Annotated in this window: 11 protein-coding genes, 1 tRNA gene, 1 pseudogene and 1 riboswitch; of the genes and pseudogenes, 6 read left to right on the plus strand and 7 right to left on the minus strand. The window is 60.5% G+C overall.

The annotated features are described in order from the left end of the window. Positions 1–4: 4 nt before the first annotated feature. The 3 genes from rph to QM659_RS07280 form a co-directional block, all read right to left on the minus strand. On the minus strand, positions 5–718 hold the full coding sequence (rph, locus tag QM659_RS07270) for a ribonuclease PH (protein WP_127075399.1): 714 nt from the start codon (positions 716–718) through the stop codon (positions 5–7). Positions 719–998: 280 nt separating this feature from the next. Further along, positions 999–1,838: a hypothetical protein gene (locus tag QM659_RS07275; RefSeq protein ID WP_415187904.1), complete on the minus strand. Its 840-nt coding sequence runs from the start codon at positions 1,836–1,838 to the stop codon at positions 999–1,001. Positions 1,839–2,257: 419 nt separating this feature from the next. After that, complete coding sequence (locus QM659_RS07280; RefSeq protein WP_127075397.1) at positions 2,258–2,581, minus strand: hypothetical protein; 324 nt, start codon at positions 2,579–2,581, stop codon at positions 2,258–2,260. A 276-nt stretch (positions 2,582–2,857) separates the two neighbouring features. Next, a riboswitch (cobalamin riboswitch) is annotated at positions 2,858–3,048 on the plus strand. 103 nt (positions 3,049–3,151) lie between these two features. On the opposite strand from QM659_RS07280, the gene QM659_RS07285 reads away from it, so the two are divergent. The 3 genes from QM659_RS07285 (at position 3,152) to QM659_RS07295 (ending at position 6,923) form a co-directional block, all read left to right on the plus strand. Then, positions 3,152–5,200 (plus strand): TonB-dependent receptor plug domain-containing protein, encoded by a 2,049-nt coding sequence (locus QM659_RS07285; RefSeq protein WP_415187905.1) that lies wholly within the window; start codon positions 3,152–3,154, stop codon positions 5,198–5,200. A gap of 228 nt (positions 5,201–5,428) precedes the next feature. Further along, positions 5,429–5,518: transfer RNA gene (locus QM659_RS07290), tRNA-Ser, on the plus strand. Positions 5,519–5,648: 130 nt separating this feature from the next. Next, entirely contained in the window at positions 5,649–6,923 is a 1,275-nt protein-coding gene (locus tag QM659_RS07295) for a DUF6538 domain-containing protein (protein WP_415187906.1), read from the plus strand. Here the strand turns inward: QM659_RS07295 and QM659_RS07300 are convergent. From QM659_RS07300 to QM659_RS07315, 4 genes are all read right to left on the minus strand, one after another. Then, on the minus strand, positions 6,863–7,075 hold the full coding sequence (locus QM659_RS07300; protein WP_415187907.1) for a hypothetical protein: 213 nt from the start codon (positions 7,073–7,075) through the stop codon (positions 6,863–6,865). The two genes, QM659_RS07295 and QM659_RS07300, sit on opposite strands and share 61 nt — an antisense overlap. A 248-nt stretch (positions 7,076–7,323) precedes the next feature. Next, a complete protein-coding gene (locus tag QM659_RS07305; protein WP_415187908.1) occupies positions 7,324–7,680 on the minus strand; it encodes a hypothetical protein in 357 nt (118 codons plus the stop codon). Between the two features lie 522 nt (positions 7,681–8,202). After that, a complete protein-coding gene (locus tag QM659_RS07310; RefSeq protein ID WP_415187909.1) occupies positions 8,203–8,589 on the minus strand; it encodes a hypothetical protein in 387 nt (128 codons plus the stop codon). Between the two features lie 132 nt (positions 8,590–8,721). Then, positions 8,722–9,321 (minus strand): helix-turn-helix domain-containing protein, encoded by a 600-nt coding sequence (locus tag QM659_RS07315; protein WP_415187910.1) that lies wholly within the window; start codon positions 9,319–9,321, stop codon positions 8,722–8,724. A gap of 83 nt (positions 9,322–9,404) precedes the next feature. On the opposite strand from QM659_RS07315, the gene QM659_RS07320 reads away from it, so the two are divergent. The 3 genes and pseudogenes from QM659_RS07320 to QM659_RS07330 all read left to right on the plus strand — a co-directional run bounded on the left by QM659_RS07320 (position 9,405) and on the right by QM659_RS07330 (position 12,853). After that, positions 9,405–9,722, plus strand: coding sequence for a 3,4-dihydroxy-2-butanone 4-phosphate synthase (locus tag QM659_RS07320; protein ID WP_215033071.1), 318 nt, complete (start codon positions 9,405–9,407; stop codon positions 9,720–9,722). Between the two features lie 65 nt (positions 9,723–9,787). Continuing rightward, positions 9,788–10,084: pseudogene (locus QM659_RS07325) on the plus strand (hypothetical protein); the annotation flags it as partial. Between the two features lie 372 nt (positions 10,085–10,456). After that, on the plus strand, positions 10,457–12,853 hold the full coding sequence (locus QM659_RS07330; RefSeq protein ID WP_415187925.1) for a DUF927 domain-containing protein: 2,397 nt from the start codon (positions 10,457–10,459) through the stop codon (positions 12,851–12,853). Positions 12,854–13,216 lie beyond the last annotated feature (363 nt).

Consider the following 13,216-nt stretch of genomic DNA (forward strand, 5'->3'; position numbering starts at 1 on the left):
AACGTCAGAGCACCGTAAGCTTCTGCAGGTTCACGAGTTCGGCGATCCCCTTCTTCGCGAGCGCGGTCAGCTCGGCCATGCGTTCCTCGGAGAACGCGCCCTTCTCCGCCGTCGCCTGAATTTCGACGATCTGCCCCTTGCCGGTGAAGACGAAATTCGCGTCCGCCTCCGCATCCGAATCCTCGGGATAATCGAGATCGAGAACCGCTTCCCCCTTGTAGATGCCGCAGGAGACCGCCGCGACGTTGTCTTTCATGGGCTCGCCGCGCAGCATGTCGCGTGCGCGCATCCACTGGAAGCAATCATGCAGCGCGACCCAGGCGCCGGTGATCGACGCGGTGCGCGTGCCGCCGTCCGCCTGCAAGACGTCGCAGTCGACCATGATCTGGCGTTCGCCGAGCGCCTGAAGATCGACCACGGCGCGGAGCGACCGCCCGATCAGACGCTGGATTTCCTGGCTGCGGCCGGACTGATGGCCGGTCGTCGCCTCGCGGCGCGTGCGGTCGGAGGTTGCGCGCGGCAGCATGCCGTATTCGGCCGTGATCCAGCCCCGTCCCTGCCCTTTCAGCCACGGCGGCACGCGGTCTTCGAGGCTCGCCGTGCAAAGCACATGCGTGTTGCCGAACTTGATGAGGCACGATCCTTCCGCGTGATGCGAAAAGGCGCGCTGGAAACTCACGGGGCGAAGGTCGCCGGCCTGCCGTTTCGAGGGGCGCATGCAATTTCTTTCTTTTCGGGCGCGCTGCTTGCGCGAGGCCCTTTTATAAGTCTCACCTTACCGCAGCCGGACGGTTTATTCCGGCTCGATTGTGAAGTTGGGCATCCTTTTCGAACGCCGTAGCGGACAGTAGGCCAGCGTTTTTCGGGTATCAACGGCTTTTGGCCGCCCCCGCGTCGCTTTGATCCTTCGCCAAATGCCGCAGACGCACGCCAAGGCTGAAAGGGAGCGAAGTTGCTCGGTTCGCGGTTCTTGTCCCGTAAGTGCTCATAATGTCCCTTTATCTTTGCGGATCGAAAAGGCCGACGACGAAGCTGTCGACCGTGCGTGCGACTGCCTCCTGAACGGCGGTCCAATCCTCGAAATGGTCCATGCTGAAGGAGTACTCGATATCGATTGCCCGATGTGTCGGCGAGTTCATGTAAGCTGTGCAGCTTGGGGAGGGGTCATCGGGCCAGCAATGGGCGAAGTGCAGATATGCGCCCTCCGGCGATTTGCGGATGTAATAGAGTTCCCGCTTGCCGTTGGGTAAGCGCTCTTCGTAGACCTCCTCGAAGGGGACGTGCCCTTCGAGCTTGGTGTAGGTGAAGTCGGGGTCCTTCGCGAGGCGCTGCATGTCGCCTTGCAGTCCAAGCCAGCCTACATGGGCTGCGCCCAACAGGTATAAGCCTTCATTTCTGATCAGCAGGAGGATCCCTCCATTGCAGTAGCCGGAGCATTCTCTCCGTTCGCGATTGGCGGGATTGAGCGAGCCTGTCATCTCCGGATACCAGACCGTGAAAAACGTCCCGTATTTGTGCACGGGTCTCGAGGCTTTCCCGACGAACTCATAAGGAATTCGGAGGTATAGAATAGGAGCGTTTGGGTAGGTGCCGTTATAGAGAAGGTAATCCGATTTTCCGCGCTGGGTCTGAAGCGGGAAATTTTTCGCCGGGTTTTGCGGGCCGACGCGATCCGCTTCGATCTCGATCGGAAAGAGCAGCCTGTGGAGCGACGGCGGCAGCGTGTCGGTGTCGACGCGCGACAGCGACCATGCCGCTATGGCCGCCAAAAGGAACAGGGCGAGTTTTTTCATAGGTCCCCACGAATGAAATATAAAATTAACTATTTTTTTAACCATAGTCCCATGCGAAGGTCATCCCCGGCGTTTGCCGGGGATCGTTAATACCTTCCTTTTTGACGCTTACACCGCGTCCCGTGCTTTGGTAAGCGCGGGCCTCAGACCGTTCAAGCTGCCTCTCCGATGGCGGGTGGAAGCGGGCTTCATCAGCCGCAGCATTCACGGATCGGAATTGTTGAGGAAGCGATCCATCCGATGCATGCGCTCGTGCAGAATCTTTACCGTGCCGATGTCGCCATTCGTCGGCCTACTTTCGAACGGTCAAACAATTTCTTTTCTACCCGCTCTTCCGGCGTTCGTTAACAGGCGCGCAATTTGCGCCAGCGCCGTCAATCGTCCTGAGCACTTCCGAAACGCGTCTTTTGCTTCCGAGTTTTCGGCCCACGAGCGAGGCGCAGCGGCGCCGCACAAAGCCGCGTCTAGCCGAACCACCACCACCAGTTCACGACGAGCACGAAGGTGACAAGGATCAGCGCGAGGATGATCAGCGTCTGGATATGAGCGGCGACCCAGTTGCGCCATGTCTCCGGCGCTTCGCCCGCCTCCTGCCCCATCGAGCCGAGGATCAGAAGCCCGAGAACCCCGAGAATGTAAATTCCCGCCGGATATTGTTTGCATTGCCCGCAGGACCAGCTGTCGAGCCACATCAGCCCGATAAGCGTGCCCGCGACCAGAAATGTGATGAAAGCCAGCACGCCGAGGCTGATGATAATTACAAAACGCGTGATATCAGCACACGTCATGCCTCCCACTCCCTTTGACGCAACGGTACTCTCGGTCTCAGCGCCTGCCATGCCCAGCGCCTCCCTCCACGCAACGAGACGATTTTCGTAAAAATAGCAGGGCAGCGTTAATCATGCGTTTCATGCGGATCGCGCAAGCGGCAGCGGGCGCCGCTGGCACTACGGCTAGTCGCCCCAACTGTTGCTGCTTGAAGAGCTTGTGGCCGACGCGCCACAGCTTGCGCGGAACATGCCGAATTGCGGCATTTGCGTGATTGCGGCGCAAGCTTCATGCAAGCTATGCCTTAAGCCGATGGTCCTCCGATGAGGATAATAGGGAACGCGGTGAGGGACGACGTCCGTAATCCGCGGCTGCCCCCGCAACTGTAAGCGGCGAGCGATGCGCCAAAGGCCACTGGGAAACCGGGAAGGCGGCGTGGAGTTTTGACCCGTGAGCCAGGAGACCTGCCATCAGCCGTGGTCACGCGCGAACACGTCGGGCGGGGTGTCCTGATGGGGGCTTGGAATCCGCTCAACGCGGCGTTCCTGACTTTGGTTCGTGGTGACGTGTCACGTTCCACGAGGCCCAATATGCCGGCTCTATACCCGCGCGCCCGCTCCTGTGTCGCTTTCGTCAGCCTTGTCGCATTTGCCGCGAATGCGCAGGCGCAAACCGCCGCCCGTTCCGATACCCTGCCGCCCGTCGTCGTGAAAAAAGACGGGGCCGAAAAGCAGAAGAAGAAAGCCTCCGCTCCGAAGAAAAAGAAGGAGGCGCCGGCCGTTGCGCACGGTGCCGCCGAACCCGCGCCGGATGCCATTCCCGGCGAGCCGTCGAAAGACGTGATCTATTCCGCGAACCGCGTCGCAACCGACATCACCAAGGTCGGCTCCGCGGTGACGGTCATCACGCGCGACGAGATCGAGGCGCAGTCGCGCACCTATGTGCAGGATTACCTCGCGCAGGTGCCGGGCGTTTCCGTGGCGCAGACGGGGCCGGCCAGCACGACGTCATATTTCATTTGGGGCGCGGCTTCCAAATATGTGAAGGTCCAGGTGGATGGATTGGACATCGCCGATCCAACCGGAACGCAGGTCACGACGGCGCTTGAAACTATCCTCGCGACCGATGTCGAGCGCATCGAGGTGCTGAAGGGGTCGCAGAGCTTGCTTTACGGCGGTCAGGCGGTCGGCGGCGTCATAACGATCGACACAGCGCGCCCCGTTCTCGGCGCTTCGATGACGGCTTCCGGCGAAACAGGTTCCTACAACACCCAGCGCGGCACGGCGAGTGCGGCCTACGGTACGGATCGCGGTTATGCGCGTTTCACCGTGCAGAGCGTAAGAAGCGACGGCTATTCCGCTCTGGCGATTGGAAATGAAGACGATGGCTACCGAAACCTGACCTTCAGCGGCACCGGCGAGTACAAGCTTTCCAGCGATGTGAAAGTCTTTTTCGCCGCGCGCGCTCTGGAGGAGAGGCACAGCTACGATAGCACCTACGATAATTGGGATTTGGCGACAGACGGTTGGCCCGGCACGCGGGGTGTAACCAGCCAGCAGGCCGGGCGCGTGGGCACGGAAGTTAAACTTTTCGATGGCGCCTTCGTCAACACGGTTTCGATTCAAGGCATGAAGTTTGATCGCGATCAGTGGGGGTGGTCCGCTGGTTCAGCCGTCAACGACTCCTACACGGGCGATCGCTGGAAGGTCGACTATCTCGGCACGGCGAAAATAACGAAATGGGCGACCGTGACTGCGGGCGCCGACTACATGGAAGAAACCGCTGAGACCGGCGCTTACTCCCAGCACGGAATTGACCTGACGGGTGTATTTGCTCAGCTTTCGGTGGAGCCGCTGAAAGGGCTGACGATTACCGGCGGCGGCCGCAACGATGAACACAGCACCTTCGGTGACTTCCAGACCTACCGATTCACTGCGGCGTACTTCTATGAACCGACTCAGACAAAACTGCGCGCGAGCACCGGCACCGGCTTCCGTGCGCCGAGCCTTTATGAACTCTACGCAAACAACGAGTGGGTTTCCGGGAACACCGAGCTTAAGCCCGAGGAAAGCGAAAGCTGGGACGTAGGTTTCGATCAGTGGTTCGACAACAAGCGCTTTCGTTTAAGCGGTACGTATTTCCAGGTCGACACCACGAACGAAATTGGCGGTGGTTATGACGCCAACTGGAAGTGGGTCTACCAGCAGATCCCCGGCACGACACATCGCGAGGGCGTGGAGTTTTCCGGCGCTGCAGTTGTGAGCCCGTGGCTCACGCTGTCGGCGGGCTACACCTATGTCGATGCAAGGGCGGAGGATGGCTCGCGTCTCGTCCGCATCCCGCGCAGCAGCATCACGCTCGGCGCCGACGCGCTGCTGTTCGACACGGTGAAGGCGAACGTCACCACGCGTTTCGCTCTCGATACGATCGACTCGAGCAATTACCAACTGGAAGACTATGTGCTTTTGAACGCGAAGTTCAGCTACGACATTCGCCCCGGTTTCACCGCTTACGTCCGGGGCGAAAATCTGCTCGACGAGAAGTACGAAACGGTGCGCGGCTACAACACGCCCGGCCTGTCGGTCTATGGCGGCGTCACCTTCAACGTCGACGCCAACACCTATGCGTCGCTGAAATAGGGTCGGCCGCAGCCGACGCGGGGCGGGACGCGTTCCGCAGCGGCGAAGCTGAACGAGCGGCCGAGCCTCTTCGCACCGATGAGATGCGAAGAAGCTCGGTCTCGCCGCCATCGCATGTTGCCCCGCGACGGCGCATTTGTTATCCATCGACGTTGAAGGCTGGCGCGCTCGACGTTCCGCATGCATCGGCGCGCGAGACGTCAAGGCAAGCGAGCGGGCCGCGCCTGCGGAGGGGTGCTAGAGTGGTTTAATAGACCGGTCTTGAAAACCGGCGTGCGGGCAACCGTACCGTGGGTTCGAATCCCACCCCCTCCGCCAAGTTCTTGCCGCAAAAGTTTCCGTAAGCACCTATTCCAATTCACTGTTTTGCCGTAGAGCTAATTACTTCATACTTGTTTCGCCCGGATGTGCTATACATTTTGATGCACAATTTGGGAGAGGCGCGGCTGTGAAAGACACAACCATTTTCAAGCGGGCCGATACGTGGCAACTCCGCCGCCGCGTGCCCGCGCGCTATGCCCCCGTCGAAGAGCGCAAGGTGATCTGGCTCAGCCTTCACACCGATTCGGAAAGCGTGGCGCGCCGCAAGGCCGCTGCTGCATGGGTGCAACTCGAAGAGGCTTGGGAGGCCCGTCTCGCGGGCGACACGAACGATGCGGAGAAGCGTTACGCGGCGGCCCTGAACCTTTGCGGAATGCGCGGCTTTCGCTACCTGCCTGCCGAAAAGATCGCGGCCTTGCCGGAGGAAGAGCGCATCCGGCGCGTCGAAGCCGTCGCTTCCGGCAAGCCGGAACGCTTTGAAGCGGCGGCTTTGCTCGGCGGCATAGCGAACCCGCCGCTCACGGTGACGCGGGCGCTCGATCTCTATTGGACGCTTGCCAGGGATCGAACATTGGGCAAGAGCGAGGACCAGCTTCGCCGCTGGCGCAACCCGCGCATGAAGGCCGTAAAGAACTTCACCCATGTGATCGGCGCGAAGCCACTCGCCGAAATCACCGCCGACGATGTGCTTAACTTCCGTGAATGGTGGATCGAGAAGATTGAGGCCGAAGACCTGTCGCCCAGCAGCGCGAACAAGGATTTTACCCATCTCGCGGACATGGTGCGCACGCTCAACCGCATGAAGCGGCTCGGCTTGCCGGACCTGTTTCGTGGCGTGGCGCTCAAGGAAGGCGCCAAGCGCACCAGGCCTCCGTTCTCGACCGAATGGATAAGGATGCGGCTCCTCGCTCCCGGAGCGCTGGACGGCCTCAACACCGAAGCCCGCTGCATTGTGTTGGGCATGGTCAACACCGGCTACCGGCCAAGCGAGGCGGCAGGATTGCTGCCGGACCATATCCGGCTCGAAGGTCCGATCCCCTTCATCTCGATCGAACCTGTAGGGCGGCAACTCAAGAACGAGACGAGCAAGCGTATCATCCCGCTCGCGGGCGTGTCGCTCGAAGCGTTCCGGGAGTGCAAACAAGGCTTTCCACGTTATCGAAATTCCAGTGCGACGCTGAGCGCAACGGTGAACTCATATCTTCGGGAGAACGGTTTGCTCGAAACGGAAGATCACAGCCTCTATTCCCTTCGCCATTCTTTCGAGGATCGGTTAATCGCCACGCACGCGGACGAGCGCATTCGGCGCGACCTGTTTGGGCACGCCTATAACCGCGAGCGCTACGGCAAGGGCGGAAGCCTCGAACGCTTGCGCGAAACGATTTTGGCGGCAGCGCTCTGAGCGACTTCGCGGGCGCGCTCCCACGCCTTCGCCTTTTCCATGTCGCGCTCGAAGGCCATGAAGACGGGCAAGAGCGCGGGGTTTTGGGCGGCGAGCCGTGCAACCTTCGCGTGGGCCGCCTTCAGGCGCTCGATGTCCTTGAGGGTTCGCATGGTTCACACTCCCACGTTGCGGGCGAACCGTCCGAACTCGTCACGGCGTAACGCTCCAGATACCCCAGACATGTTGCAGCTTGCAGCCTTCCAAGCGCTGCGTGTGCGTTGCACGCGCCTCAGGCCCACGCCGAGCCCTCGACCTCTGTCAGCGCCGACAAATATTGGTGTCTCGTGGGAAGCGCGCCATTGTCCCTTTTTGGAAATGCCTAGGGCAGGGAGGAAAGGATGCAGAGAGACATGCGGCCTCATCGAACCTTCCTTTCAGGATTATAAACGGGGCAATCAAAGATCAGTTCTCGCCCCGTGCGCACCTCGACGCCGAAGACTTTTGCGGTGAGGTCTGCGCCATGCGCCCGCGCAAAGGACGCAATCAGCTCATCCCAGTACAGCGCCTGGCCGGACGCCGTGGCCGGATAAGGGTGTCCGAACGCCGCCACAGCCGCCGCATGGATCCGTTCGAATTCGTTCGAAGAGCCGGGTTCTGGTACGTCGCTTGGCGGCTTGACGCGGGCTCTTCTCCTGGGCTTGCCGCGCACCGGGGGCTTGTGCCCTGCAGAAGCAACCGCGAGGGCATCCACGCCGATAGACTGAAGCCACAGCAATTCAGCCACCGGCCCAAGCGGCGAAGCCAGGTTCAGGCAAACGCGGCACAGCGGCAAGGCCCAGACTGGTTTTCGCGGAGGCATTCGGATTTTCAATGCGTGAAGGGCGATTGCCGGGTGCTTTCGGCACGCAACGCAGCCGCCTTCTGTCGGGGCTGGACAAGGCGGCGCTTGTCGCGCGCCTGCGGGCGAAACTCGCCCTTTGGAAGCAGAAACTCTGCCTATCATGCTGGCAACTCCAAGACACGGTACGAAGCAAGAAGCCAACTGCACTGATATGCTTGATGCTTGCCTGATATTGTCTAAAAAGCAAAAAATCAAAATCGTCTAAAAAAGGGCAATTATGGCAAGACTCGCCTCAAGCAAAGACGCTGTTTGAGATAGGGCGCGGCAAACAAGCTGGGGAAAAGTTTATCAGGCGTGCGCGGTCCTCGAGTGCGGCTCGGCTAGAGCCCGTTCCGATCCGATTGAATCGCAATCGGATCGGTAAAACGGTCTCTTCTCTTAAGTGTAGAGACGGATTCACCGATCGGGTTGGGTCAACCTGATCGGATCCGGCTCTAGAGGCGCGGCGGCAATGAGCCGGACATTCGGGCCAAGAACCAAAGGCGGGAGGGCGAGACAACCGGTGTTGATCGTGAGCTGCCGGGGCGGCACGAACAGTCGCAACAACAGAAACTGTTTCGGCGGACATCCGACGGCGACAGCGGCCAAGGAAACCGCCGCGGGCGTCTCGCCCTTATCGAGGCGGCGCAAGGTCAACAGATCGCCGGGGAAAATACCGCTGTCGGACAGAACGCGAGAGCGAACTTCGTAGACCTGGTGGGAGGGATCGGAGCCAGACCTCGCATGACTGCGATCAAGCGCGATCAGATCGTCATCGAGACCGCTCTGCCCCTCGGCCGCCAAAGCCGACGCCCACGCACGCGCAAGTCTCATAGGCCGCTTTTCCGCTTCGTTGCCTTGGACTTAGACTTCTTCATTTATATTGAAACTGCAATCTGAGATCCGATGCAGTTCAAAGAATGTGCGCGGACCTATTCAAAGAAGGACGCGGCCGATCACGGTCGCTTTTGCTCTAAGCCTATGAATGGGCATGGCATTTTGATCGTCGCTATTGGTAATCAAAAGGTGCGGCCCGATGTATTGCCGCAACAGCAAAACGCCTTCTGGGCAGTTATTGGTAAAGATTTGGGCGACCACCAGCTGGCCAAGCTCCAATTTCTGCAATCCCTTAGGGTCCATATCCGCGATAATCGGATCGCCCTCGGTGATGCCAAGCTCGCTCATCACGTTCGACAGAACCTTGAACATCTTTTGCGTCGACGATGTCAGCGCCTTTTCGATGGCCGAGCCTTTGGGCGGGATATAGGGCGCAAGGTCGGCCATGTAGCTCAAGCTCTGAACCGAAAGGATTTCGGTCACAGGCACGCCCAACGCGCCGGCGAGCGCCTCCATTTTGGAAAGATGCAGCCCCCGCGCGCCCGCCTCGACCCGCGACAAGTGGCTTTCCGAGATGCCGATTTTTTTCGCGAGATCGGTCAGCGACAGACCGCGTTCAAGTCTCAGTTGCCGGATGCGATTGATTGCCATGGAGGGCTTCTTGCCATCTTTCTTGGTGGCAATCCAGAGTTTGTCCAAAAAAAGACCTTGGCTGAGAATTGTCTAACAGGCAACAATCGGCAAGTCAAAGGTAAACCCTGTCAGGGAGGCGCGGGGCACGCATGAACTTGGCGACCAAATTCCAGAGCGTTTTGCAACTGACGGGACATACCCGCACGAGTTTCGCCAAGCGCGCAGGGGTCACGCCCGCGATGTTATCCAGGCTCATCCCCCAGGATGGGAGGGAGCCGGAGAGAAAAGCCACGCTCGCAACCCTGCTCCGGCTCATCTCGGCCTCCGAAGGCCTCCTCACCATCCAGGACTTCCGGGCGCACCGCGCCACGCGCGAAAGGCCCTTCCTGATCGAGACCGCCTGCCCGCTCTGCGGGCGCGCCATCGAGGGCGACGCGAAGCACCCCAAGTGCAGATCAGCCGGATGAGCGCGGCATTGCGATAGGCCCGAGCCAAGCGGCTCGCATTCCAGCAGGGAAGCAAAGGATGTCGCATGAAACGGGGATCGGGCGGCAAGACTAAGACGTGCGATGGCAACAGGTCGCCAGGCAAGACACCGGCTGATAAGACATCGTCAGGTAAGGCGTTATCAGGCCGATGGGAGTCCGTGAAAGCCGACCTTGCCGGCCGGGAGCTCGATATCCTGCGCTGGATCGGCATCGCCTGGCCACCGGCACGGCGTCAAACGCATATCCGCTGCCCCTTTCCGGGCCACGACGATAAGAACCCGTCCTGGCGATGGGACACGCGAAAGAAGGCCTGGTTCTGCAGCCAGTGCGGCGGTGGCGACGTCATTCATGCCGTCGAGCGCATGAAGGGACTGTCCTTCCTGGAAGCCCTCGATTTGATCGAAACGGAGCTTCTCGGCCGCGCTTACGAAGCGCCGAAGCAAGAGCGAAAAACACAGCGCAAAATCAGCGCGCAGCAGTCCGCTGAAAGCGCTTTGCAACACGGGACAGAGGCAGAAGCCGCTGACGATTTGTCCGATGCCCACGATGAAAGCGCCGATGCTGCTACCGGTGGGCCGACCGGGCGACCGGTCCTTGATGCAGCCGACGACGACATCGAGAGGATGCGCCAGCGCGCATTCCAGCTCTGGAGCGAGGCCAAAGCCGTCACCGGCACGCTTGCTCAGACCTATCTCGAGCAGCATCGCGGCATTGTGCTCGATTGGCCGCTCTTTCAAACGGCGATCCGCTTTCATCCCCGTCTTTGGTGCAGTGAGCGCGACGGATATTATCCAGCGATCCTGTTCCGGGTCTCGGACGCCTATGATGGCGAGTTCAAGACCCTTCACCGCCTCTATCTCGGCGAGGATGGCGGCAAGGCCAAGATCGCGAGCCCAAAAAAGGCCTATGGCGAGTATGGGGGCGGAGCCATCTGGTTTGGCACGCCGCAAGAAGGCGGCGAGCTTGTAAAAGCCGAAGGGCCTGAAAACGCGCTTGTCTGTTTCATGGCTGGCCGGCCCTTTGTTGCCTCCGCCATTAGCGGCGCCAATCTGAAAAACGTGGTGGCGCCGCCAAGTGTAAAAAGCGTGCTGATAGCCGGCGACCGGGGCCGCGGCGCCGGCAAGGGCAAGGCGGGCGAAGACTATGCCGAGGATGCGGCCAGCGCCGACCGCAAGAAGAAGCTCTCAGCCGCCATCACCTATCCGCCGGCGCGGCCGAAGCCGAACGGCAAATGGCAGGATTGGAATGACCTTCTCGTAAGCGATGGGCTCGATGCCGTGCGCGAAGCGCTGGCTCAAGCCGAGCCCTGGGAAGATCTGCCCTTCGGGTTTCGCTGGCAGGAGAACGGCCGAGGCCTCGAATTCTTGAACCGTATCGTGAAGGGTGAAGACGGCGCAGAGGACGAGGAGTGGGATTGGCTCTGCTCCGAGGTGAGGTTTCTCGCCACCACGCTCAACGCCGACAGCAAGGACTGGGGCCTCTATCTCGAAATCAAGACGCGCAACGCCGTCTGGCACAAGGCCGCAATCCCGAAAACCGACCTCGTGACGAGTTCGGAAGATATTTTCAAGCACCTCGCCTATCACGGGCTCGATTTCAACATCACGCCAAGAGCGAAGACGAAGCTCCGGGAGCTGCTCGTCCGTTATCGGCCCAAATCCTATGCGCTGTGCGTTCCGAAGGTCGGGTTTCACGACGGGGTGTTTGTGCTCCCCGATGAAACCATCGGGAACAGCAAAGGCCGCGCCGTCGTCTTTCAGCCGCACAAGCCGGTCGAGCATTTCTACCGAAAAGGCGGCAGCCTGAAAGGCTGGCAAGACGGTGTGGCGGCTTACGCGCGCGGCAACGACCGGCTCATGTTCGCGATCGCCGCCGCGTTAGCGCCGCCGCTCCTCGAGCCGATCGGCATGGAAGGCGGCGGCATTCATTTCCGGGGCGGGTCGACGGCCGGCAAGACCACCATCCTTCGAGCCGCGGGCACCGTCTGGGGCGGCGGCGGTCAATATGGCTTCATGCGCACCTGGCGGGCGACCGACAACGCGCTCGAAGCTGTCGCCGCCATCCACAACAATGCGTTTCTTGCCCTCGATGAGATCGCCGAAATCGAATCCAAAGCGCTCTTTCGGGCAGCCTACGCGCTCGCGAATGGTCGGCAGAAGGAGCGGATGCAAAGAACCTCCGATCTTCGCAGCGCATGCACCTGGCGGCTCCTCTTCATGTCCACAGGCGAAATCGGCATGGCCGAAAAGCTCTCCGAAGACCGCATGCGCGCAACGGGTGGCCAGGCGGTGCGGCTTGTCGAAATCAACGCCGACGCAGGCCACGGCATGGGCATGTTTCAAAGTCTGCACGGGTTCAAGGAACCAAAGCAGCTCGCCGAGGCGCTCAATGCGAGCGGGCGGGAGCATTACGGCCATGCGGCGCCCGCCTTCATTCGCCATCTGACAGGCGATCTTGAGCGGCTGACCGAAGGCGCGAAAGCCTTTATCGGCCGCTTCGTGCACCAAGCCTGCGCCAAAGATGCGGACGGCCAGGTTGCGCGCGTGGCGGGCCGCTTCGGCCTTATCGCTGCCGCCGGCGAGCTTGCGATCGCGGCCGCCATCGTGCCTTGGCGCCGCGGCGAGGTGCGTGAGGCGTGCAAGCGGCTGTTTCTCGAGTGGCTCGCCGCGCGCGGCACCTCGGGGCCGATCGAGACGCAGAACGGAATCCTGCAGGTAAAAGGCTTCATCGAGCTGCATGGCTCCTCGCGCTTCAGCTCCTGGCATACGCCCGGCCAGCCCACCCTGAACAGGGTTGGCTTCTACCGCATCTTCGATCAGGGAGCAGATGAGGAGCAGGTCGTCTATTACGTGCTGCCCGAAGGTTGGAAAGAGATCTGTCGCGGTCACGACGCGCGATCGATCGCCAGCGCCATGGTGGAGCGCGGCATTATCAAGCCCGACAACGATGGCAAGTATCAGCGCGTTGTCCGCCTGCCCGGCATGGGTCCGAGGCGGTGCTACGAAATCGATGCGTCGCTTCTGTTTGGTGATGAGGATGAGCCTTCACCGCATGTGAACGGCAGCGCTTGGGTGCTCGTCGGGCCGGATTTCACGGCGCCGGACCAATAGCGTGATCGCTTTTTCCGGGTAACAGGTGAAACAGGTGCTACATTATTGATATAACCTGACTTTTTCAGTTACACGGGACAGAGAAGCTCGTGTAACAAGTGTAACATCGCTGCACGTTTCGCCGAATCCTGATCGCGATATTCTCGCTTTAAGCCGGGCGTGTTACGCCTGTTACACCTCGTCAGTTTTCGAGTGTAACGGATATTTCTTCGTGACTTCAGCACTGTAACGCCTGTTACATGCGTTACACGGAAAGGAAACTATGCCGCGGACGAACCGGCGTTTGGCGGGGTGCTTTATTCAGGGTCTTCACGGGTCCCGGCGATAGCTGCAAGAGGCCGATTGCGGACTCAGGAGCTCTGG

Origin of the sequence: Rhodomicrobium sp., assembly GCF_047605405.1 — a bacterium.
GTDB classification, from domain to species: Bacteria; Pseudomonadota; Alphaproteobacteria; order Rhizobiales; family Rhodomicrobiaceae; genus Rhodomicrobium; species Rhodomicrobium lacus.

What these genes read in the sequence shown, in the direction of transcription:
- rph (WP_127075399.1), bottom strand. Translation starts at nt 718, where the DNA reads ATGCGCCCCTCGAAACGGCAGGCCGGCGACCTTCGCCCCGTGAGTTTC.
- QM659_RS07275 (WP_415187904.1), bottom strand. Translation starts at nt 1,838, where the DNA reads ATGGTTAAAAAAATAGTTAATTTTATATTTCATTCGTGGGGACCTATG.
- QM659_RS07285 (WP_415187905.1), top strand. Translation starts at nt 3,152, where the DNA reads ATGCCGGCTCTATACCCGCGCGCCCGCTCCTGTGTCGCTTTCGTCAGC.
- QM659_RS07280 (WP_127075397.1), bottom strand. Translation starts at nt 2,581, where the DNA reads ATGACGTGTGCTGATATCACGCGTTTTGTAATTATCATCAGCCTCGGC.
- QM659_RS07300 (WP_415187907.1), bottom strand. Translation starts at nt 7,075, where the DNA reads ATGCGAACCCTCAAGGACATCGAGCGCCTGAAGGCGGCCCACGCGAAG.
- QM659_RS07320 (WP_215033071.1), top strand. Translation starts at nt 9,405, where the DNA reads ATGAACTTGGCGACCAAATTCCAGAGCGTTTTGCAACTGACGGGACAT.